General features: G+C 55.5%; 17 protein-coding genes, 3 tRNA genes and 1 pseudogene. 8 read left to right on the top strand and 13 right to left on the bottom strand.

Annotated features, from left to right (window positions below):
• Nucleotides 1-108 precede the first annotated feature (108 nt).
• Both umuD and umuC read left to right on the top strand, forming a co-directional pair.
• Nucleotides 109-551: pseudogene (umuD, locus tag G5358_RS03670) on the top strand (translesion error-prone DNA polymerase V autoproteolytic subunit).
• Complete coding sequence (umuC, locus tag G5358_RS03665; protein ID WP_421320172.1) at nt 532-1,791, top strand: translesion error-prone DNA polymerase V subunit UmuC; 1,260 nt, start codon at nt 532-534, stop codon at nt 1,789-1,791. The pseudogene umuD and the gene umuC overlap by 20 nt, the downstream one beginning before the upstream one ends.
• Before the next feature lie 202 nt (nt 1,792-1,993).
• On the opposite strand, the gene G5358_RS03660 is transcribed toward umuC, so the two are convergent.
• Nucleotides 1,994-2,069, bottom strand: a tRNA-Asn gene (locus G5358_RS03660).
• Nucleotides 2,070-2,073: 4 nt separating this feature from the next.
• Nucleotides 2,074-2,149 (bottom strand) — tRNA-Asn (locus G5358_RS03655).
• Between the two features lie 487 nt (nt 2,150-2,636).
• On the opposite strand from G5358_RS03655, the gene dauA reads away from it, so the two are divergent.
• Nucleotides 2,637-4,373: a C4-dicarboxylic acid transporter DauA gene (dauA, locus tag G5358_RS03650; protein ID WP_421320174.1), complete on the top strand. Its 1,737-nt coding sequence runs from the start codon at nt 2,637-2,639 to the stop codon at nt 4,371-4,373.
• Nucleotides 4,374-4,556: 183 nt separating this feature from the next.
• Nucleotides 4,557-4,644 (top strand) — tRNA-Ser (locus G5358_RS03645).
• 360 nt (nt 4,645-5,004) lie between these two features.
• Here G5358_RS03645 and G5358_RS03640 read toward each other — a convergent pair.
• From G5358_RS03640 to G5358_RS03600, 9 genes are all read right to left on the bottom strand, one after another.
• Nucleotides 5,005-5,772: an SDR family NAD(P)-dependent oxidoreductase gene (locus G5358_RS03640; RefSeq protein ID WP_216953421.1), complete on the bottom strand. Its 768-nt coding sequence runs from the start codon at nt 5,770-5,772 to the stop codon at nt 5,005-5,007.
• Between the two features lie 42 nt (nt 5,773-5,814).
• Nucleotides 5,815-6,504 carry a porin OmpL gene (gene ompL / locus G5358_RS03635; RefSeq protein WP_216953422.1) on the bottom strand — a complete coding sequence of 230 codons (690 nt, stop codon included), beginning with the start codon at nt 6,502-6,504 and terminating at the stop codon, nt 5,815-5,817.
• A 95-nt stretch (nt 6,505-6,599) separates the two neighbouring features.
• Nucleotides 6,600-7,466: an NAD(P)-dependent oxidoreductase gene (locus G5358_RS03630; protein ID WP_069556391.1), complete on the bottom strand. Its 867-nt coding sequence runs from the start codon at nt 7,464-7,466 to the stop codon at nt 6,600-6,602.
• Nucleotides 7,463-8,350 carry an SMP-30/gluconolactonase/LRE family protein gene (locus G5358_RS03625; protein ID WP_421236283.1) on the bottom strand — a complete coding sequence of 296 codons (888 nt, stop codon included), beginning with the start codon at nt 8,348-8,350 and terminating at the stop codon, nt 7,463-7,465. Before G5358_RS03625 ends, G5358_RS03630 begins: the two co-directional genes overlap by 4 nt.
• Complete coding sequence (locus G5358_RS03620) at nt 8,343-9,236, bottom strand: aldose 1-epimerase (protein ID WP_421323623.1); 894 nt, start codon at nt 9,234-9,236, stop codon at nt 8,343-8,345. The genes G5358_RS03625 and G5358_RS03620 overlap by 8 nt, the downstream gene beginning before the upstream one ends.
• On the bottom strand, nt 9,236-10,024 hold the full coding sequence (locus G5358_RS03615; protein ID WP_069556388.1) for an HpcH/HpaI aldolase family protein: 789 nt from the start codon (nt 10,022-10,024) through the stop codon (nt 9,236-9,238). The genes G5358_RS03620 and G5358_RS03615 overlap by 1 nt, the downstream gene beginning before the upstream one ends.
• Before the next feature lie 11 nt (nt 10,025-10,035).
• On the bottom strand, nt 10,036-11,790 hold the full coding sequence (gene araD / locus G5358_RS03610; protein ID WP_216978944.1) for an L-arabinonate dehydratase: 1,755 nt from the start codon (nt 11,788-11,790) through the stop codon (nt 10,036-10,038).
• Between the two features lie 58 nt (nt 11,791-11,848).
• Nucleotides 11,849-13,312, bottom strand: coding sequence for a glycoside-pentoside-hexuronide (GPH):cation symporter (locus tag G5358_RS03605; RefSeq protein WP_216978943.1), 1,464 nt, complete (start codon nt 13,310-13,312; stop codon nt 11,849-11,851).
• 62 nt (nt 13,313-13,374) lie between these two features.
• Nucleotides 13,375-14,763 (bottom strand): glycoside-pentoside-hexuronide (GPH):cation symporter, encoded by a 1,389-nt coding sequence (locus G5358_RS03600; RefSeq protein ID WP_421323622.1) that lies wholly within the window; start codon nt 14,761-14,763, stop codon nt 13,375-13,377.
• Here G5358_RS03600 and G5358_RS03595 point away from each other — a divergent pair.
• The 3 genes from G5358_RS03595 to G5358_RS03585 all read left to right on the top strand — a co-directional run bounded on the left by G5358_RS03595 (nt 14,746) and on the right by G5358_RS03585 (nt 17,590).
• On the top strand, nt 14,746-14,949 hold the full coding sequence (locus tag G5358_RS03595; RefSeq protein ID WP_421323621.1) for a hypothetical protein: 204 nt from the start codon (nt 14,746-14,748) through the stop codon (nt 14,947-14,949). The genes G5358_RS03600 and G5358_RS03595 overlap by 18 nt on opposite strands.
• 103 nt (nt 14,950-15,052) lie before the next feature.
• Nucleotides 15,053-17,074, top strand: coding sequence for an alpha-glucosidase (locus G5358_RS03590; protein ID WP_421323620.1), 2,022 nt, complete (start codon nt 15,053-15,055; stop codon nt 17,072-17,074).
• Nucleotides 17,075-17,170: 96 nt separating this feature from the next.
• Nucleotides 17,171-17,590, top strand: a complete 420-nt coding sequence (locus G5358_RS03585) for a GNAT family N-acetyltransferase (protein WP_421323619.1) — start codon at nt 17,171-17,173, stop codon at nt 17,588-17,590.
• A gap of 145 nt (nt 17,591-17,735) precedes the next feature.
• On the opposite strand, the gene G5358_RS03580 is transcribed toward G5358_RS03585, so the two are convergent.
• Together G5358_RS03580 and G5358_RS03575 are read right to left on the bottom strand one after the other, a co-directional pair.
• Nucleotides 17,736-18,767: a LacI family DNA-binding transcriptional regulator gene (locus G5358_RS03580; RefSeq protein WP_005346285.1), complete on the bottom strand. Its 1,032-nt coding sequence runs from the start codon at nt 18,765-18,767 to the stop codon at nt 17,736-17,738.
• Between the two features lie 468 nt (nt 18,768-19,235).
• Nucleotides 19,236-19,808: a DUF2982 domain-containing protein gene (locus G5358_RS03575; RefSeq protein ID WP_421323618.1), complete on the bottom strand. Its 573-nt coding sequence runs from the start codon at nt 19,806-19,808 to the stop codon at nt 19,236-19,238.
• A 367-nt stretch (nt 19,809-20,175) separates the two neighbouring features.
• Between G5358_RS03575 and recR the strand changes: the two genes are divergently transcribed.
• Entirely contained in the window at nt 20,176-20,778 is a 603-nt protein-coding gene (gene recR / locus G5358_RS03570) for a recombination mediator RecR (RefSeq protein WP_019444931.1), read from the top strand.
• Nucleotides 20,779-21,075: the final 297 nt, after the last annotated feature.

The following is a 21,075-nucleotide window of genomic DNA, read 5'->3' as shown; positions in this document are numbered from 1 at the left end:
GCATTGGAACTGTGAGTGTGCGTGTGATTCATGCATCTGTGGATGAGGACTTGCGCTGGTTCAAAGGAGGTGCGCTATAATGCCTGTATATAAACACAGGCTTTTGCTATGAAGCTGTTAACCCCAGACCCATCACCCGCCGAGGTGACCATCCCGCTGTTCTTGCACCGCGCCTCTTGCGGCTTTCCCAGCCCAGCCAGCGACTATCTGGAAGGGAAGTTGGACCTCAACACCCATTGCGTGGCGCACCCTGCAGCCACCTTCTATCTGCGCGCCGAGGGGGAGAGCATGACCGGGGTCGGTATCTTCCCGGTGACTTGCTGGTGGTCGATAAGAGCCTCACCCCGCGCCATGGTGATGTGGTGATTGCACTACTCGATGGCGGCTTCACGGTAAAGACCTTGCAGCTCAAGCCAAGGTTGCGGCTGTTGCCAGCCAATCCGGCGTTCGCGCCTATCGACCCTTGTATGAGCCTCTCCCTGGAGTTGTTCGGAGTGGTCACCCATGTGATTGGCAATCTGAGGCAGCGTGATGGCTATAGCGCTCGTTGATGTAAACAACTTCTACGCCAGCTGTGAGCGGCTGTTTCGCCCTGAGCTGCGTGGCCGCCCGATCGTGGTGCTCTCCAACAACGATGGATGCGTGGTGTCGCGCAGCCCCGAAGCCAAGGCGCTGGGTATCAAGATGGCCGGGCCCTACTTCAAGATCCGCGAGCAGTTCGAGGCGCATGGCGGTGTGGCATTCAGCTCCAACTACGCGCTCTACGGCGATATGTCTGGCAGGGTGATGAGCACGTTGGAGACCATGGCCCCTGAGCTTGAGGTCTACTCCATCGATGAAGCGTTCATGGCGTTGTCGGAGTCGTTTGCCGGGGACCTGACAGCCTATGGGCAACAGATCCGGCAGCGAGTGTGGCAGTGGACCGGCCTCACGGTAGGGGTTGGGATCGGACCCACCAAGACCCTCGCCAAGCTGGCCAACTATGCAGCCAAGAAGTGGCCTGCCACGGGCGGCGTCGTGGACTTGCGTGACGAGCTGCGCCGTGCCCGGCTGATGGCTATCACCCCGGTGGACGAGGTGTGGGGCATAGGACGGCGCTTGGGGGCCAAGTTGGTGGCACAAGGTATCAATACCGTTGCTGACCTGGTGGCTAGCGACGCCAAAGGGTTACGCGCCCAATACGGCGTGGTGGTCGAGCGGATCGTACAGGAGTTGCGTGGCCTGCCTTGCGCAGAGCTGACCGTTGAACCGGCGGCGAAGCAGCAGATCCTCTCGAGCCGTTCCTTTGGTGAGCGCGTGACCGACCGTGGAGAAATGGCCCAGGCGTTGTCAGGCTTTATGGCTCGCGCAGCCGAGAAGCTGCGGGCCGAGGGGATGTGTTGCCAGCGGGTGCACCTGTTCGTGCGAACCAGCCCCTTTGATGAACGAGCCCCTTACTACAGTGAGCAGGCTGGCGTCCGGCTGGTCTGCCCTAGCGATGATACCCGGTTGCTGCTGCAGCAAGTGAACGTGCTGCTACCGCAGATTTGGCGCGACGGTTACCGTTATCAGAAGGGGGGCGTCATGCTGAGTGAGTTCACCCCCAAGGGGCAACAACAGGCAGATCTCTTTGCCCCGTCCTCCGCTCAATCAGATGCGCTGATGGCAGTGATGGACCAGATCAAAGCCAAGGGATTGGGGCGCGTAGGCTTTGCCAGCCAAGGTACGGGGTTGCCTGAGTGGATGATGCGACAAGAGCACCCGAGCCCCTGCTACACCACCCGCTGGGAGGACCTGCCGGTGGCTAGGTAACCAAGGCACAAGGAACCAGCTACTTGGCTGTAGTTGGACGTTTTGGAAGTTAGTCGAATTTGAGTTGAGAGAAAACAGGGAGAGTGGATCGTTCACTGCGAGGGGAATGTGGCAGAGCAAGCGGTGAGGGGGAGCTGGCTCAGCTTGAAACAATGGAGAGATGGATATGAAAAAGCCCAGCTCGAAAGCTGGGCTTCAAATGTGGCTCCCTCGACAGGACTTGAACCTGTGACATACGGATTAACAGTCCGCCGTTCTACCGACTGAACTACGAGGGAAAAGTGGCTCCTCCTACTGGACTTGAACCAGTGACATACGGATTAACAGTCCGCCGTTCTACCGACTGAACTAAGGAGGAATTGCCTGTCTCGTTAAGACGGGGCGAATATTAATGACCAGGGCGGCGGGTGTCAACCCGCGAATTTCCCGAAAACCGGATTTTCGGATTGTTTGCCCAAAAGTTGTGCTTTGCGGTTTATTTTCAGCACAATCAGTCTCTTGCCATCGCCGCCCCCAACCGACGCAGGGGTTATTGGCTCGGTTCGCATCAACCTGATTATGCCAGCATGATGTCGTGAACGTGCTGGCAACCAGGTGAGGCTCAAATGGTAATCTTTGTGGCTAAAAGGGGGAGAGCTGGAGTCAAGATCGGCGATTTGGCGGTAAATGGGCCAAATCATGGGGCAGAGTGCTTTTCATTGATCCTGCCCATCGAAAAAATGGCCCGTCTGGAGTAAGGTTACGCAGGATACCATCGCCGCGTCGACAGCCCTGCCGGCCCTTGATGATGATCGGGCGCCGGATCTCTCCGGCCTTTATCTCCCTCTTCTGGTATTACGATATACATGCACAAGCAAGCCTCTTTAAATAGCGTGAAGCTCGCCATAGCCTTACGCCAGTCCTGTATTGATGAACCCTATAGCATGGCCCGCTTCGGCCGTGATCTTATCGCCGGTGTGACGGTGGGCATCATCGCCATCCCGCTCGCCATGGCGCTGGCCATCGCCAGCGGTGTACCGCCGCAACACGGTCTCTATACCGCCATCATCGCCGGTATCGTGATTGCTGTGACCGGTGGCTCCCGTTATTCCATCTCCGGCCCAACCGCTGCCTTTGTAGTGATCCTCTATCCGGTCGCCCAGCAGTTCGGGGTCGGTGGTCTGTTGATGGCGACGCTCATCTCCGGCCTCTTTCTGGTGGCGATGGGGATGGCCCGTCTTGGCCGCCTTATCGAGTACATTCCCCCGTCAGTGACGCTGGGCTTTACCGGTGGTATCGCCATCGTGATCGCCACCTTGCAGATCAAGGACTTCTTTGGCCTAAGCGTGCCCGAGATGCCGGATACCTATCTGGGCAAGGTCGAGGCGCTGGCCGCCGCCCTGCCAAGCTGGCAGTGGGGCGATACCCTGGTGGGGGTCGCAACGCTGGCCGTGCTGCTGCTCTGGCCACGCCTGCGTCTGCCGGTGCCCGGCCACTTGCCCGCGGTGCTGGTCGGGGTAGGTCTGGGTTTTGGCCTCCATTACTTTGGGGTGGATGTGGCCACCATCGGCAGCAAGTTCAGCTATACCCTGGCCGACGGCACCCAAGGGATGGGGATCCCGCCCATCGCGCCGACCCTGGTGATGCCCTGGGCCTTGCCCGGACCTGATGGCTTGCCAGTTGAATGGAACCTGGCGGCTGTTGAGCGGCTGCTGCCTGCCGCCTTCTCCATGGCGATGCTGGGGGCGATCGAATCGCTGCTCTGCGCCGTGGTGCTCGATGGCATGACCGGTCGCAAACACAGCTCCAACGCCGAGCTGGTGGGGCAGGGGCTTGGCAACATCTTCGCCCCCTTCTTTGGCGGCATTACCGCTACCGCTGCCATCGCCCGCTCTGCCGCCAACGTGCGTGCCGGTGCTACGTCCCCTATCTCGGGGATTGTTCATGCGCTGGTGGTGCTGGCCGCCATTCTGGTGCTGGCCCCCTGGCTCTCCTGGTTGCCGCTTTCGGCCATGGCTGCCTTGCTGCTCATCGTGGCCTGGAACATGAGTGAAGCGCACAAGGTGGTGGAGCTGATCCGTCGCGCCCCCAAATCCGATGTGCTGGTGCTGCTGGTCTGCCTGTCACTCACCGTCATTTTCGACATGGTCATCGCCATCACCTTCGGGGTGATCCTGGCCTCCCTGCTCTTTATGCGCGAAATCGCCAAGATGACCAAACTGCACGATTTGGCCGAGCACAAACGCTATGCCCGCGAGGTGCCGGACAACGGCCTGCTCTACAAGATCAACGGCCCGCTCTTCTTCGCAGCGGCCGAACGGGTCTTTGCCGAGCTGGAAGCGCAAGTGAAAGGGCACCATGTGCTGGTGTTGCAGATGGAGGCGGTTTCCATCCTCGATGCGGGCGGCCTGTCTGCCTTCCTCCACTTTGGCAAGCAGATGGCTAAAGCCGGTGTCGAGTTGCGGGTGGCCGAGTTGCAGTTCCAACCGCTCAAGACCCTGGCCCGTGCCAAGGTGCGGCCGCAACCCGGCAAGCTGGAATTTTACGGCTCGCTGGAAGAGGCGCTCAAAGGTGAACATTTGCACGAAGCGGCAGTAAATTGATTGAAAGGGATACGAAACGGCATATTTTTGGTCACTTGGTTCGGATATTGAGCAAACGAACGCAAAAAGTAAAAAATTGCATTGACCAAAAGCCATCGTATCCCTTACATTACGCCCCGTCGTCGCGGCATGGTCCGCAAGCGAATGTGCAGCTCAAGCACATAAAGCAGTGAGCAAAAATTTGGTGAGGTGTCCGAGTGGCTGAAGGAGCACGCCTGGAAAGTGTGTATACGGCAACGTATCGAGGGTTCGAATCCCTCCCTCACCGCCAAACAGTAAACCCCTGCTTTAGAGCAGGGGTTTTTCTTTATGCATGATTTATTATGCGCCCCGACTATCTCAACTGTTGGTGGTTTGCATATCAGTTGATCGCATCATTCTGAAGATGGTGGGATCTTCTTCCGGTACCCTCAGATGTAAGAGAGGGTCATGGAGACCACTCTTGCTCGGATTAATGGCGTTTTCCCCATTTGCATCGAGACCTGTCCCATCTAGCCAAGCGCGTATCTATAAAAACAAGCAATATCTGCAGCATTTGCCTCTTCTGGATTGCCCGGCATGGTTGAATGCCATGCCAGCCAGATATTGCTCAAACCTCATCATTTCAAGCAGACAGCCTTGGGACAGAGCCCTAGTTCAGAGTAAGCCCTGCATCAACAATGAAATCTTGGCCGGTACAGCCATTGGATTCGTCAGAACCCAGGAAGAGGGCCATGCGAGCACAATGTGAGCCATCGAGACGGAATTTGAGAGCTTGCAGTTCGACAAACTGGTTCACCGCGGCAGGGTCGAGTTGCGCCCACATCGCATCCTGTTTGGGGGTACGGATTGCGCCTGGGACCAGGCTGTTAACCCGAATGCCTCTTGCGCCCAACTCCTGCGCCAGGGTACGGGTAAAACCATGGATAGCGGCTTTTGACAGGGAGTAGCAGACTCTCCCGGGGCGGCCCCGCATCCAGTTGATGGATCCCATATTGATGATGCTGCCGCTCCCTTTTTGCTCCATGCCTGGCAGCACGGCTTGGATCGCAAACAACTGGTGACGCAGATTGATATTGATGCGGTTTTCGAAATACTCCTCGGTCAGATCCTCAATTTTATGGTGATCATCGCTGCCCGCGTTGTTGATCAGGATATCGACACTGCCCAGCTGTTGTTCAATGGTCGTAAAACACGCTTTGAGCAGAGTCAGGTCGGTGACATCGCAAAACAGAAACAGGCAGTCGAGCTCATGCGCGAGTGCTTCGCCTGCAGATTTATCAAAATCGAGGAAGGCGACTTTGGCACCTTGGCTGACAAAGGCGCGCACCAACTCTTCGCCAATGCCACTGGCGCCACCTGTGATAACGGCGACCTTGCCGGCAATAGAGTGATATTGTACTTGCTGGGAATAGTTCATAACTGCTCTCCGTGAGTCATAGATTGAATTCATCTGGCAACATTAGAAAAAGTATTTAACACCAATACGGATCCGGTATGCCTCTGCATCATAGGCAATATTTCTATCGTACCACTGTAATTCCAGATAAGGCATCCATTGTGGATTGATTCGATAGCGGGTTTGACTGGTTAGCTCCCAGTGATGATCTTTCCCATTAGCACTGTTGAAATTATTGACGCGAGAAAAATAGTGCGATTCAAAAGTATGGGTCAAAGCTGGTGTTATTTTATTGACAATATACAGTGCGTATTCATTGGTATCGTTATTATCGCCATAACCATCAAGATCCGTAGTTAGATAATTTTGATGATTGTAACGGTATCGTGCAATAACGGAAAAGTTATCGGTAAAGTTGTACTTTCCATCCAGATACGCAGAGCCACCAGAGCCAGAGCTAGAGGAGTTAACCAAACCACCGGCATTGACCGAGAGTTTGGTGGTTAAATTTAATAGCGGATACCACCCTTCAATTTCGTTATAACTGTGCTTTAGCTTGTCTAGTTTATCGGTATTATACGCATTGCTGGCCATAATGCCGGCACCAGATTCCCAGTTATAGCCGAGTCGCAACAATAACTCATGTTGGTCGGTAGCAAAGTTAAATGCCTCACGGCTTTCAAAATAACCGCCTGCGAAAGCTGCGTTGCAGCATATAAGAGGGATTAAGCATATTTTGGGGTGGATACGCATAGTGATTGACTCGCCAATGGTAAATTGATATTAAATCGTGCAGCGATTGGCATGAGGTAAATTAATTACCTCATGCGATGGTTTTTATCAGCCAGCTATTGAATGTTTTGCTTTACCAACTTATAAGTGGCACAGAAATCCTCACGGCCCAAACCGTTATTCAGGCCTTGCTGGTAAATGTTATTCACCAATTCGACTCCGGGCAGGGTCAGCGCTTCTTCGCCCATGAGGTTCTTCATAATGCCGATATCTTTGGCCATGTTCTCCAGCGAGAAGACAGTGTTGTAGTTCTCGGCGATCAGGGCACCTATCTTGCTGGTCAGATAGAAGTTGCTGCCGCCACCGTAAGAGACGGCGGTGTTGAAGCTCTCTTTATCGATGCCGAAATGATCGGCGGTGGCCAGCATTTCGTTGACACTGTTCTGAATTTGGGCGACCAAGGTGTTGTGCAGCACCTTCATGATCAAACCACGGCCGTTGCCCCCCAGGTGGATCTGGTTGCTGCCCATCATGGCTAGCAATGGCTTGACCTTTTTGTAGGCGGACAGGTCGCCACCTATGTAGATCCCGAGCTCGGCAGCCACGGCGGCAGGGACCGATTTGACCACGGGCGCATCGAGCATCACGGCACCGGTTTCTGCTACCTGGCGGGATAAGGCGATTGACACTGCCGGGTCAATGGTGGACATGTCGATGGTGATCTTGCCGGGGCCAAGGTGTGGCAGCAGTTCGGTATAGACCGCTTTGACGTGTTCGGAGCGCGGTACCATGGAGATGATCACATCCGCATCGGCTGCCAACCTGGCAATGGAAGGGGAGGCGATGGCGCCTGCATCGACCACCCGGGCGACAGCCTCCTGATTGATATCGAATACCAACACATTGCCATCAAATTTTTTGACGATGTTCTTTGACATCGCTTCGCCCATCAGACCAAGACCGATAAAGCCGATAGTTTTCATCCGTTGTTTTCCTTAAATGTGGGTTTAGCAAGACCGGCGATGTCAACACGCATGCTGAACAGCGCACCTGAGAGCGGACGTGCTGCCAGTTCGGCGGCGTCCATATTTTCGCGAGTGGTGGTGATGAAGAGGGTCTTCATGTCTTCACCACCAAAACAGACCATGGTGGGGCAACGTACCGGCAAGGGATATTCGGCCAGCAATACCCCCTCTGCAGAGAAGCGGGCGATACGATGGCCATCAAACAGGGCGCTCCAGTAGCATCCTTCGACATCGATTGCAGCCCCATCCGGGCGCCCTTCGTCGGCGCGGGCTGCAAACTCGCGCAGCAGTTGCCGTTGACCGAGTGAACCGTCGCGGGCCAACGGAGTGCGATAAAGGCGGCGGTTGGGGGTATCAGTGGTGTACATCCAGCGCATGTCTGGGCTGAATGCCAAGCCATTGGCTCCCAGAATGTCGCACTGGATCACCGACATCTGCAGCTCGGCATCAACCCGGCATAGCAGGGCGCCGTTGTAATCTCGTGGGCTCCAGTAAGTGCCCGCATAGAAACGACCCGCCTGATCGGTACCGCCATCATTAAAACGGGCCAGCGCTGGGTTATTGGGGTTATCGGCGACTTTACGCTCAATTTGCCCGTGTTGATCACACAGATAGATCCCGGTGCGCATCGCTGCGATAAAGCCACCCTGTTCGCGCAGGGCAAAACAGCCCACTTCTTCGGGGAAGGGGATTGTCGTCATGGCGCCGCTTTCGGGGTGATAGCGGTGCAGGCAACGCTCGAGAATATCGGTCCAGTAGAGCGCCTGTTCATCAGTGCTCCAGGTCGGGCACTCGGGCAGATGGCCGCGGTAGTCGGCAAGTAGCAGAGCAGGATTAGGCATAGTGAGAAACCTCAAGCAGCATGGAGATCTGCAACTGCCCATTGGCTGGCACAGTGGCCATGGCCAGCGCAGGGTCACCAAAGCCACCGTTGTTGATGGCATCATTGATATGAGAAACCGGCTCGATGGCGATGAAGTCACGATCGGCGGGCGGCAGAAACAGGATGGCGTGAGGCGCATCGGGTGAGCTCAGGGTCACCATCAGCTTCTCATCTGGCCAGCGCACCCGTGCACAGCCACTCCAGTGATGGAAGCAGTTATCGACACTGGCGGGTTCAGGTTTGCGCCAAGTGCGATAGTTCCATTGGGTCGGTACTGGCGCGAGACCAGTGGGCAGGAACTTGTGGTCGTTGAGTACCACACCGCCTGCGTCGAACTGGATCTCGGCGTGCGCCGCACGGGGAAAATAGGGGTGAAAGCCCAGCCCAGCCGGGACAGCGTGATCGGCCAGATTGTGGTAAGTGAGTATGATATGCAGCGCATTCTCTTGCAGGGTGAAGCGCTGAGTTGCCCGATAAGGCCAGGGCCATTGCGCCGCGGATGCTCCCTGTGCGTCATGGTGCAGGGTCAGCACGACAGAGTCATCATCTGCATCCCCTTCTTGCCATGGCTGCTGCCAGCCGTTGCCATGAATTGAGTGGGGATGATCGCCAAAGTTACGCAGCAGGGCGTAATCACATCCGGCGAAGTGAAACCGTCCATGAGCGATACGGTTGGAGTAAGGTACCAGGGGAAAACAGCCCCCCTGGTTGACCGTGACGTTCTGACCATCGGGCAGGGAGCGCAAGATCTCCCTGCCATGCCAGGTCAGTTTGCTGATAGCGCCACCGAGCTCGGGGATGAGCTCCAGATCAAGCGGGCCGCTTTGGCGGTGAAGCCTCTTCATCAGTAAACCTCGCCACCGGATATGCTCAGACGTTCCCCCCGGATCGCGGCGAGCTGTTCACGGGCGCGAGCCAGCAGGTAACTCATGTCGGAGCCGAGCGCCACGAAGCTAAAACCCATCTCTTGATATTTGTTCACCAGCTCGGGGTTGCCACCGACGATCCCGCAAGGCAATCCCAAGCGCTGGCACTTCTCCAGCCCTTCACGGATCTTGGCTTGCACCTCGGGGTGAGAGGGATTGCCAATATGGCCCATGGCTGCGCTCATATCGCCGGGGCCGATAAAGAAGCCGGTCACTCCTTCAATGGCCATCTCTTCCATGGCATCAATGGCGTCAGGGGTCTCAATTTGCAGGATCAGGCAGAGCTCTTCCCGGGCTTTACGCACGAATTCGGGGTCGGCACCGTAACCGGACGCACGATGCACCGCGGCAAAGCCGCGTTTGCCTAGGGGAGGGTAGTAGGCCGCCTCTACCGCTTTGCGGGCTTCTGCTGCACTGTTGACAAACGGCACCATCAGCGACGTTGCACCGCCATCAAGCGCCCGTTTGATCAACACAGTGTCGTTCCAGGCCAGGCGGTAGAGTGGGGTGGTGGCCGGGTTGCTGGCACGAATGGCGCGATCGATACGGATCGCATCCAGGCTATCGACCGGCACATGTTCCTGGTCCAGCACCAAGAAATCGAAACCGACAGTCGCCATGGCTTCCGCCACCGTATCGCTGCCAGTCATCATCCAGGTGCCCAGTGGGCGTGGACCTTGAGTAATCGCAAGTTTGAACGGATTCATTGTTTGCTCCTTTAGAAAATCGGGGGCTCGGGCACTTTGCTGCCAGCCTGGAGGAAATCGAAGTCACAGCCCTGATCGGCCTGGGTCACATGTTGTTGATAGAGTGCGGCATAAGAGCGTTCATAAACTTTGTGTACCGGTTTGAGCGTGCGGCGGCGCTCGGCCAGCTCTTCATCACTGACCAGCATGTTGAGGCGGCCATTGGCGATATCGAGCTCGATGAGGTCACCGGTACGTACCAGTGCCAGTGGGCCACCAATGGCCGCTTCAGGGGCAACGTGCAGGATACAGGTGCCATAGTGAGTACCGGACATGCGGGCATCGCTAATCCGCACCATGTCAGTGACGCCTTGTTGCAGCAGCTTTTTCGGGATCGGCAGGTTGCCCCACTCCGGCATGCCCGGCGCGCCGACCGGGCCGGCATTGCGCAGGATAATCACTGATTCCTTGGTTACCTCCAGGGCGGGGTCATCGATGCGATCCGAGAGCTCTTGATGGCTGTCGAAGACGATGGCAGGGCCCTTGTGGTGGCGCAGTTCGGGTTTGGCGGCAGATGATTTCATCACAGCCCCGTTGGGACACAGATTGCCGCGCAATACTGTCAATGCACATCCACGGGAGAGCGGTACCACAGGGTTATCTAGCGAGCGGATCACGTTGTCGTCATAACAGGTCGCGTTGGCAATCCACTGTGCAACGGGACGATTGGTGACCCCGATCGCATCGAGGTGGAGGAATGACTCCACCTTTTTCAGCTGGGCCATCAGACCGCCGGCGAAGAAGAACTCCTCCATCAACTGATCACCAGAGGGAAACAGATTGGCCAGCACAGGGACTTCCCGTGCCACCGACTCCATGTCTTCCAGAGTGAGGTTGATGCCCGCCCGGTTGGCCATCGCAATCATGTGGATCGCGGCATTGGTGGAGCCGCCGAGCGCCATGTAGGCCACTACGCCATTGAGGAAGTTGGCTCGGGTCAGCCAGCGGGAAGGTTTGTGATCATGCCACACCATGTCGACGATGATTTGGCCGCATTGGGCTGCCATCTGGACGTGTCGCGAGTCAGCGGCGGGGATGGAGCTGGCCCCCGGCAACATAAAGCCCATGGCATCGGCGATGGAGGTCATGGTGGATGCTGTGCCCATGGTATTGCAGGTGCCGATGGAGCGAGTCATCGCCCCCTCCAGCTCGATCCAGTCATGCTGGGTAATGGCCCCCAAGCGCAATTGATCCCAGAACTTCTTGGTATGGGTACCGGCACCGGTGACATGACCGCGCCATTTGCCGCTCGACATGGGGCCGGCGGGGCAGAAGATCACAGGCAAGTCCATCGAAATGGCGCCCATCAGCAGGGCTGGCGTGGATTTGTCGCAACCGCCGAGCAGCACAGCCCCATCGATCGGATGCTGGCGCAGCAGCTCTTCTGCCTCCATCGCAAGAAAGTTGCGATAGAGCATGGTGGTCGGCTTGACCAATACTTCCCCGACCGACAGCGCGGGCAATTCAACGGGGTAGCCTCCCGCGGCCCAGACGGCTCGCTTGACGGCCTCGGCGCGCTCACGCAGGTGGCTATGGCAGGGGCTCATTTCACTCCAGGTATTGATGATCCCGATCACTGGCTTGCCCATGAATTCGTCGCGGTTCAAGCCACTTTGCTGACTGCGTTGACGGTGGGCGAAGGCACGGATGGTGTCGGGGGCATACCAGCGTTGGCTACGCAGCGCCGAGATATCGAGCTTGGCCAGGTTTTCACTGTTGAATGACATAGGAATACCGCTCTCTTTGTCTGATTTGATTAAGGATTAATTCAATAAAAACAGCATGTTAAATTCCCCCATTCTGACCTGCGCGAAGAAGATGGCTGTCAGGCGATGGAGTAGATTGCTCATGTATCCGGTGATGGGGTCTCCGGGGAGAAGCAAGGGCATGGCGTTGTGCCAGCTCCCGGACGATCTGTTGATAGCGGGCATCAGTGAGCGGGTAGAACAGCAACATCAAGGCTGCAGCGCAAATCAGGGCGCAGATCGGGTAGAGAAACATCAGATTAGCGATGCTGCTTTGGGTCTCGGTGCTTTGCGTCGCGTTGGGAACATAGCCTGACCATGCCAGCACCAGCCCGGGAATGAGGCCCGCAAGCGCGGCCGAGCATTTGCGGCAGAAGGTCAGACTGCAGTAGACCAGCCCCTCGGTGCGGATGCCGGTTTTCCATTCCCCATACTCGACGGTGTCAGAGATGAACGCCCAGTTGAGACTGTTGACGAAAGCGGATCCCCACAGGGCCAGGGAGGTAAAGAGGATGTAATCGAGAGCGCTCTCGCTGTAGAGGTAGTTGAGCAGGTCACCGCATATCCACACGCCAATACCGGCCAGATAGACAGGTAGTTTGCCAAAACGGTGCACGGCAAAGGGAACCAGCAATACCCCCAGGTAGATACACCCTATGCTGATGAAGCTCATGTAGGCGATCATCGATACGTCGCCAATCACATATTGGGCGTAAAAAACCTGAACAATCAGCTTGGTGTTGAACGCTGCCAGCGTCAGCAGATTGGCCAGCGCCAGGATGCCCAGCGGACGGTTTGCCAGCACGGCCCGTGCGTTGGTTTGTACTGCCGAAAACCCCGATTCGTTGACAACCGATGGCAGCACATGGCGTTCACGAACTCTGCTGTAGCAAAAGAGTACTGCTGCAGCCCCCATGACCGAATAAATCAGTACCGCAACGCTATAGCCGACCTGTGGCTTGTCAAACAGCAATACCAGCGGCATGAACCCTACCGAGCAGAGCAGTAATCCGGTATTGGCTCCCCCCTGGCGCCAGGCGGCGAGCTCGGCTCGGTCCTGGAGTCGCTTGGTGAGGGCCGGGACCATGGCGCCATAGGAGGCATTGCCAAAACTGTAAAAGGCACCAAACATCATGAACAGCAGGGTAAACAGCACTGTTTTAGCGATGACCGGGAGCTCAACGCTGGTAAACAGGGCGGTGTTGATAAGAGCCAGTGGCACTATGGTCCAGAGCAGGAAGGGGCGAAATTTACCTCTGGGGCCGAGCTCGGAACGATTATCCAGCACGCTGCCGGTCACCAGATCGGTGCAGGCGGTAAAGAACTTCGAAACCAGAAAGATTGCTCCGGCCCATGCTGCCGGAATGGCTGCCACATCGGTCAGGAAGATCAGCAAATAGAGAGTTGTGCAGTTGAGCAGGAAGTTATAGCCGAGATCACCCACTCCGTAGGCCATCTTTTCCTGCCATGCCAGACGGTCACTTGCCACATTGCGATATGTCATGGGATCACATCCTTGAAGAGAGCAACAGCGTGGCCAGCACGCCGCTGCCAGTTGCATGAGAGTCAGCTTTGGGTGGTCGCCACACGGTGGGCACCAAGGCTGGCGATGATCTCTTGATAGCGCTGCTCGTTGAGGGTGTAGAAGAGGGCCATCACCAGTGCCGTTACGATGGCCAGGCTTGCCGGGTAGATGAAAATCAGTCCGGTGATCCCGGCTTTGGCGGCATCGGTTTGCTCCACATTGGGCATATAGCCAACCAGTGCCAGAGCGAACCCGGGGACGAACCCTGCGATAGCTTGCGAACACTTTCTAAAGAAGGTCATGCCGCAGTAGACCAAGCCTTCGGTACGGGTACCGGTTTTCCACTCACCGTACTCAACGGTATCTGAGACAAATGCCCAGTTAAGGCTGTTGACGAAAGAGGTGCCAAAGAACGCCAGCGAGGTGAACAGCACGTAACTCATGACGGTGCCACCGAACAGGTAGTTGGCAATGTCGCCGGAGATCCACAGGCACAATCCGGCCAGATAGACAGGTTTTTTGCCGAAGCGGCGTACCAGCGCAGGCACAGACAACACCCCGAGGTAGATGCACCCCATGCTGACAAAGCTCATGTAAGAGACCATGGAGACATCACCCAGAATGTACTGGGCGTAGAAGACCTGCACGGTGAGTTTGACGTTGAATGCGGAGAGGGTCAGCAGGTTGGCTACTGCCAGCACCAGCAACTGGTTGTTCTTGAGTACCGCCTTGAGCCCCTCCTTGATGGTGGGCTTCTCGACTATCTGGTCAGGGTCATTACCTATGATGGTGTGGTGTTCTTTGACGTTGAGGTAGCAAAAGAGCACCGCCGCCAAGCCGACCGAGGTGTAGGCCAGGGCTGCCACCATGTAGCCGGTCTCCTGGGATTCAAACAACATGGCGATGGGCATGAAACCGACGGTGGCTAACAACAGGCCGGTGTTGGCTCCGCCCTGACGCCATGCTGCCAGCTCTGCGCGATCCTGAACATTTTTGGTCATAGAGGGCACCATGGCGCCATAGCTGGCATTGCCCAAGCTAAAGAACAGGCCAAAGGCCATAAAGCAGACGATGAACAGGGTGGTCTTGGTCTCGCTGTCGAGCTCAAAATTGCAAAACAGCAACATGTTGCAGACAAACAGGGGCACTATGGTCCAGAGCAGCATCGGACGAAACTTGCCGCGAGGTCCGAAGCTCTTGCGGGTGTCGAGGAAAATGCCGGTGCCCAGGTCGGTGAAGCCGGTGAACACTTTCGCCACCAAAAAGATGACGCCTGCCCACGCCGCATTGATACCTGCTACATCGGTCAGAAATTTAAGCAGGTAGAGGGTGGTGATATTCAATACAAAGTTGTAACCAAAATCGCCGACGCCATAGGCAAGTTTTTCCCTAAAAGGCAGTCTGCTTTCGATATGCGCCTGAACAACCATTTTATTCTCCATAGTGTGGAATCCATCCGGCAGCCCAATAATCGTAGCGATGCGATTATTGGCGCAAGTGTGATTGTTGAAAAGTGGGATCCAGATCGAGAGATTGCGCTGGTGGTTAAGGATTCTCTTACAAATAGTGTTTGCAAGCGAGCCAAACCTTTTCATGTGGCGGGTGTTGATTGGTGATCGAGATCGCTGTTTGGGTTTTACGCGATTGAAATGAAATCGTAGCGCTATTATTGTGTTTGCGAGCAAGCGGGGATGGCCCGACTAAACAGGAGCTTATGCAATGCAACTCGAATTTTCGTCACAGGCGTTAACGATTCAGCACCAGCAGCAGTTGTTATTTTCTCATCAAGCGGATGCCCCAGCGTTTTATATAGGCAAGGGCCGGGAAAAAATGGAAATTTATCGCGGCAACTTTGACATCGAAGACTACATCGAGTCTCGCGTCGCATTGACTCATATCGAACAGGTTGACAACAACCTGTTCGTTTTTGCCCCGAATGCCTTGACCCCGGCTTTGCTACAGGTGGCTGTGGTGTGTGATGGCGATGATGTGATGCTTTATCCGACCATACTGGACGAGGCATATAACCGCTTTTGGGTCAGATTGCCGGCCGAACGTAAAGAGCATGTCTGGGGTTGTGGCGAGCAGATGTCCTATTTTGATTTGCGTGGCCGTCACTTTCCGTTGTGGACGTCAGAGCCCGGTGTTGGTCGCCATCCCCACAGCGAGATCAAATGGAAAGCCGATGTGATGGGCAAAGCCGGTGGGGATTACTACCACACCAACTATCCGCAACCCACGTTTGTCTCCTCTCGCAAATACAGCTGCCATATCGACACCACCGCTTATGCCGATTTCGATTTTCGTCACGAAGGGTTTCATGAGCTGCAAGTGTGGGCGATCCCGCAGGCCATCGAGTTGCGCACCGCAGAGAGCTATCTGGGCATTATCGAAAAACTGTCCGCCCGGTTTGGCCGCCAGCCCAGGTTGCCGGAGTGGGTTTACAAGGGGGCGATCCTTGGTCTGAAGGGGGGGGAGGTCAATACCTTCAGTCGTCTGGAAAACGCCCTTGACCATGGTATCAAGGTTTCGGGTCTGTGGAGTGAAGACTGGTGCGGCTTGCGGGTCACCTCGTTTGGCAAGCGCCTGTTCTGGGACTGGGATTGGCAGTACCATCAGGATCGCTACCCCAATCTGCCCGCCAGGATCAAGGCGCTCAATGACCAGGGCATCGAGTTCATGGCCTACGTCAACCCCTACCTGTGTGAAGATGGCAAGCTGTTTCCAATCGCCAAAGAGTTCGGCTATATGGCGCTGGACAAGGATGGTCAGGTTGCGCTGGTCGACTTTGGCGAATTCTATTGCGGCTGTGTCGACTTTACCAATCCAGACGCCATGGCCTGGTTCCGTGATACCGTGCTGCGTAAAAACATGCTGGATATGGGGATCAAGGGGTGGATGGCTGACTTTGGCGAGTACCTGCCGACCGATAACATCTACCTGCACAACGGTGTCGATGCCAAGCTGATGCACAATGCCTGGCCGACTCTGTGGGCCCAGTGCAACGCTGAAGCGATCGCGATGAACGGCCAAACCGGTGATGCCCTTTTCTTTATGCGAGCCGGTTACACCGGGGTGCAGCAATACTGCCCGCTACTGTGGGCAGGCGATCAATGTGTCGATTTCAGCCGTCACGACGGTCTGGTCACGGTGATCTCGGGGGCGCTCTCCTCCGGTATGTTGGGGAACGCGTATCACCACTCGGATATCGGTGGCTACACCTCACTGTTTGGCAACCGTCGAACCAAGGAGCTGTTTGACCGCTGGGTTGAAATGGCTGCCTTTACCCCAGTCATGCGTACCCACGAAGGTAACCGCCCTGATGAGAATTTCCAGTTTGACCAGGATGGCAGCACGTTGGCGCATTTTGCCCGGATGACCCGAGTTTATTGCCACCTGACTCCTTACTTGCGTAGCCTGGTGGATGAAGCGGCCGAGAAAGGGTATCCGGTTCAACGTGCCATGATGCTGCATTTTGAACATGATCCCGAGACCTACGTCATACAGGATCAATACCTCTATGGGTCAGAGTTGCTGGTGGCACCGGTTCACCAAGGGGATGTGCGTGAGTGGACAACTTACCTGCCTGCAGGTGAGCAGTGGACGCATGTCTGGAGCGGCCAGCGCTTTACAGGGGGCCAGCGGGTCACTCTGCCTGCACCGATTGGCCAGCCCCCGGTGTTCTATCGTGCCAAAAGTCCCTGGGCTTCGCTGTTTGCCGAGCTAAAGGATCTGGAGTAAATCGCACCGGCGTTCGCTATAGAGGATGCGACCCGGATAACCCATGGCCGTGACAATGTTCACGGCCATTATGTTTCAACAGAGGAGCAGAGCAGCATGATTGACACTCTTGACGTTGTGCAAAACCCCAGCCAGGACGACATAGATTTTTTACGAGACAACCTGATCAAAACCAATCGTGAGTTTGTCGGTGAACAGATACGTCGCCCACTTGCCATCTTCTATCAGGATGAGCAGCAACGTCGTGCCGGAGGATGCAGCGGCCATACCTACGGTAACTGGCTCTATATCGAGTATCTGTGGGTGGCCAGTAGCCTGCGGGGGCGCGGTGTAGGAGGCCGGTTATTGGCGGCGATGGAGCAGGCTGCCCGCGAGCGCGGCTGCTGTTTTTCACAGCTCGATACTTTTAGCTTTCAAGCAAAGCCTTTTTACCAAGCGCGGGGGTATTCAGTCGTCATGACGTTGGAAAAGTGCCCGGTGTTTCATCAACGATATTACTTAACCAAAACCTTGTAGCGCAGGCAGTGACTGGTGTCCTGCTTAAAAATATCTGACGCAACGGATAGTGTTCTGGTAGATACATGGGGGGCATTTATCTTCATGGGCTATTTATCAAGGCCATGGTTTTGTGATGGTTCATGGTGTGACTATATTGGCTTGGTCACAAAACAAACCGGGTACTCTGTCTGGGGATCAAGTCAAATCCGGCATCAATGATCTCGCCCTTATAATCGGGCTCGCGAGCCATCCGCAACATCATGGATGCAGCCTGGCTGGCAACAGAGTGGATATTGATATTGATACTGGACAAGGTCACGGGTGCCAGATAACCGCTACCTGGAAAATCGCCAAACCCGATGATAGAGAGTTGCTCTGGTACCGGGATATTGCGTGCAATCGCCTCCATCAGCAATGCCGTACCAATGGTATCGTTTGATGCAAAAATGCCGTCGAGTTTTCGCTCTTTGAGCAGTGTCTTGATGAGTAGCTCGCGCGCGGCGGGATAAATATTGTCGCTGTAAGGGATTTCGACCAACAAGGGATCCATACCCGCCGTCTCAAGTGCCTGGCAAAAGCCGCTGTAGCGGCTCTGCGCACGCACGTCATCGTTAAAACGGGTCGTGAAATAGGCAATTTTATGGCAGCCGGAGCGTATCAGGTAAGATGCGGCATCGTAACCCACCTGAAAATGATCGATACCGACCTGCGCGACAAACGGACTGGCTTCACCGATTTGCCATGCTTGAACCACAGGCACCGCACTGTGCTCCAGCATACGAATCGTAGTATCACTGTGCTTAGCGCCAGTGAGGGTTATGGCAGCAGGAGACCATTGTAAAATGGAGCGGATCTGCTGCTCCTCTTTTTCCATGGAGTGATCATGAGATGCGATATAGAGCTGAAAACCTGCATCACTCACGATATGTTCAATCTGTTGTACAAAGGTACTAAAGGTAATATTGGAAATGGAAGGAACGATAATTGCCATTGCCGAGCTTCGCCCGGCAGTAAACTGACTGGCAATTTTGTTGTGCACATAACCCAATTCATCAATGGCACGCTGAATTTTATGGCCGGTATTGGCTTTTACCTTGTCTGGATGACGTACATAAAGTGAGACTGTCGAGGGGGACACTTTGGCCAGGGCCGCGACATCATCAAGCTTGACGGTTTGTTTGCTTCTCGAGGACACGTGTTCTGCTTCCTGATTGGTTTTACTCGGCTCGATATCCTTCGTGATCTGAGGGTAAAGCCATACAATAATCTCCCGACATGTATTTAAGTGTATAAAAAATAAGGCTTAAATAAAAGTGATGATTCGCTGTAGGAGGTGCGTCGGCAATTCGGGTTACTTGTATGGTAATTAGATTTTGGTTAGCCATTACAAATAAAAACGTGTTGCCAAGAGCGCTTGAGCGTTTTGGCATCCAATGTCGAAAAATGAGCCTCTTTAACTGCCATGACCCATGGCAGTTAACTGTTCAAATAAACACCGCACCACATGGTGAAGGGTGGTTACTTCAGGGTATGAGTATTTAGTGTTATGGGAATCGGTAGTTCTCATCAGCACTCTCTGCAATCGTCTAATGGGTGTTACAACCGCGTTGGATAGCTCACCGTTTAGTGCCTGGGACGTAGCGACAACCACTTGGCAGGGGGGTTATTGAGCGTGTGGCTCTGATGAAGGTAGTGGAGAGACGATCGCCTCCTGCCTGTATTGGCGCAGCAGTTTGAGGAAATCATCCGGTTCCCGATCCAGGCTGCCTACCGGGATCAACAGGTCATAACCGAGCAAGTGGCGCATGCGAATCATCCGTTGAGCCAGCATGGCCAATGCGCCATCGTAGTGCAGCCCTTGCGGGGAGCAAAAGTGACTCTCCTCCAGCCAGTCGATGCCTTGTAAGGGGTCATTTGTATGCACTGGCTGCCCATGGAGCTGCTCATTATGCAGGGCATGCAGCAACACAGGGCGCTGCTCTGTCAACAGATGCACGGCCAGTCTGGGAGTGATCAGTGTCAGAAACTCGTCATACTGTTTTATCTTGAAACCGATATAGGGCAGGGGCTGGAGATCCCAACCAACATGGATTCTGGGTTGATCGATACGCTGGATGTTGTGCCACTTCAGTGCCCAGCCGCCATATTTGTGGTGATAGTGGAGGGAGTGCTGGCATAGGGATAGGCTGATCGGGGGCTCATTGAGCTTGAACCAGCCTATCAAGGTTATCATCATGCCACTCAGTAGCAACAATATATAGGCCGGGAGCACCCGGCCTTCCACAAGCAACCAGAGTAGTAATAGCATCAGGCTGGTGATGAGCCCCCCGGCCCAGATCAGGGTTAGTCCGTTTCGGCGGACCAGAGGCTTTATATGTTGTGTCTCCATTTAACCTCCTTGTCCTGATGAGGGGAGCGATCTTTTATTACACCACCCGTTTGTCTTTGACCAAGTATAAGCGCCGCGTTTTTGCGCTGGCCAGCAAAGCAAATGGCAGTCATGGGCCGGCTCGGGTATAGTCCTGCGCCATTGGCGTTATCCTGTTTTGCTGACCCGTCGTGGCCCTGGTGGTGGCGAGGGGCAGGCCCGTGTAAGGAGTGTTATGAAGTTCAGTCCCCTGCTCGATGAGATGATGAAAGCCCTGCAGGTATTGCCGGGGGTGGGGCCCAAGTCTGCCCAGCGGATGGCTTTTACCCTGCTCGAGCGTGAGCGCAGCGGCGGTTTGCGTCTGGCCCAGCTGCTCTCTCGCGCCCTGACCGAGATTGGTCACTGCAGCCACTGTCGCACCTTTACCGAGAACGACCGCTGCGATATCTGCGCCAATCCCAAGCGGGAAGAGAATGGCCTGCTCTGCGTGGTGGAGAGCCCGGCGGACGTGGCGGCCATCGAGCAGACCGGTCAGTTTTCCGGTCGTTACTTTGTGCTGATGGGCCATCTGTCGCCGCTGGACGGCATCGGCCCGGAGGAGCTGGGGCTCGATATTCTCGAGCGCCGTCTGAAGGAAGAGCACATCAGTGAGCTGATCCTCGCTACTAATCCCACCATCGAGGGGGATGCTACCGCCTGGTATATCGCTGATATGGCCCGTGCTGCCGGGGTAGAGGTGAGCCGCATCGCCCACGGTGTGCCGGTGGGCGGAGAGCTGGAGCTGGTGGATGGCACCACGCTCTCCCACTCCCTGATGGGGCGTCAGCGCCTCAAATAAGGGGCGGGATAGGGCTGTATCATTGCGGCTTGATCAGAAAATCGGCAGTTGAATGGAAAAAGGGGGCGAATGAGCAGGATTGCACATTCGCCCCCTTGATATTTGATTGGCCGTCCCCATCTAGGTTGGGCATATGTTCAACCCGATGTTTCTGAGGATTGGTCCATGACCCAAAGTGTTCATGCCGAAACCCACGGCTTTCAGACTGAAGTCAAACAACTGCTGAGCCTGATGGCTCACAGCCTCTACTCCAACAAAGAAGTATTCCTGCGCGAGCTGATCTCCAACGCATCCGAT

It is taken from the genome of Aeromonas sp. 604176 (assembly GCF_049170755.1).
GTDB classification, from domain to species: domain Bacteria; phylum Pseudomonadota; class Gammaproteobacteria; order Enterobacterales; family Aeromonadaceae; genus Aeromonas; species Aeromonas veronii_A.
This window is presented reverse-complemented; position numbering and strand designations above follow the sequence as displayed.

Bases quoted from the DNA above. Each gene is read 5' to 3' on its own strand.
- G5358_RS03590 (WP_421323620.1), top strand. From the start codon at position 15,053: ATGCAACTCGAATTTTCGTCACAGGCGTTAACGATTCAGCACCAGCAG.
- G5358_RS03640 (WP_216953421.1), bottom strand. From the start codon at position 5,772: ATGAACTATTCCCAGCAAGTACAATATCACTCTATTGCCGGCAAGGTC.
- G5358_RS03575 (WP_421323618.1), bottom strand. From the start codon at position 19,808: ATGATGATAACCTTGATAGGCTGGTTCAAGCTCAATGAGCCCCCGATC.
- G5358_RS03625 (WP_421236283.1), bottom strand. From the start codon at position 8,350: ATGCCTAATCCTGCTCTGCTACTTGCCGACTACCGCGGCCATCTGCCC.
- G5358_RS03600 (WP_421323622.1), bottom strand. From the start codon at position 14,763: ATGGTTGTTCAGGCGCATATCGAAAGCAGACTGCCTTTTAGGGAAAAA.
- recR (WP_019444931.1), top strand. From the start codon at position 20,176: ATGAAGTTCAGTCCCCTGCTCGATGAGATGATGAAAGCCCTGCAGGTA.
- G5358_RS03585 (WP_421323619.1), top strand. From the start codon at position 17,171: ATGATTGACACTCTTGACGTTGTGCAAAACCCCAGCCAGGACGACATA.
- G5358_RS03615 (WP_069556388.1), bottom strand. From the start codon at position 10,024: ATGAATCCGTTCAAACTTGCGATTACTCAAGGTCCACGCCCACTGGGC.
- dauA (WP_421320174.1), top strand. From the start codon at position 2,637: ATGCACAAGCAAGCCTCTTTAAATAGCGTGAAGCTCGCCATAGCCTTA.
- araD (WP_216978944.1), bottom strand. From the start codon at position 11,790: ATGTCATTCAACAGTGAAAACCTGGCCAAGCTCGATATCTCGGCGCTG.
- ompL (WP_216953422.1), bottom strand. From the start codon at position 6,504: ATGCGTATCCACCCCAAAATATGCTTAATCCCTCTTATATGCTGCAAC.
- G5358_RS03630 (WP_069556391.1), bottom strand. From the start codon at position 7,466: ATGAAAACTATCGGCTTTATCGGTCTTGGTCTGATGGGCGAAGCGATG.
- G5358_RS03620 (WP_421323623.1), bottom strand. From the start codon at position 9,236: ATGAAGAGGCTTCACCGCCAAAGCGGCCCGCTTGATCTGGAGCTCATC.
- G5358_RS03595 (WP_421323621.1), top strand. From the start codon at position 14,746: ATGCGCCTGAACAACCATTTTATTCTCCATAGTGTGGAATCCATCCGG.
- umuC (WP_421320172.1), top strand. From the start codon at position 532: ATGGCTATAGCGCTCGTTGATGTAAACAACTTCTACGCCAGCTGTGAG.
- G5358_RS03605 (WP_216978943.1), bottom strand. From the start codon at position 13,312: ATGACATATCGCAATGTGGCAAGTGACCGTCTGGCATGGCAGGAAAAG.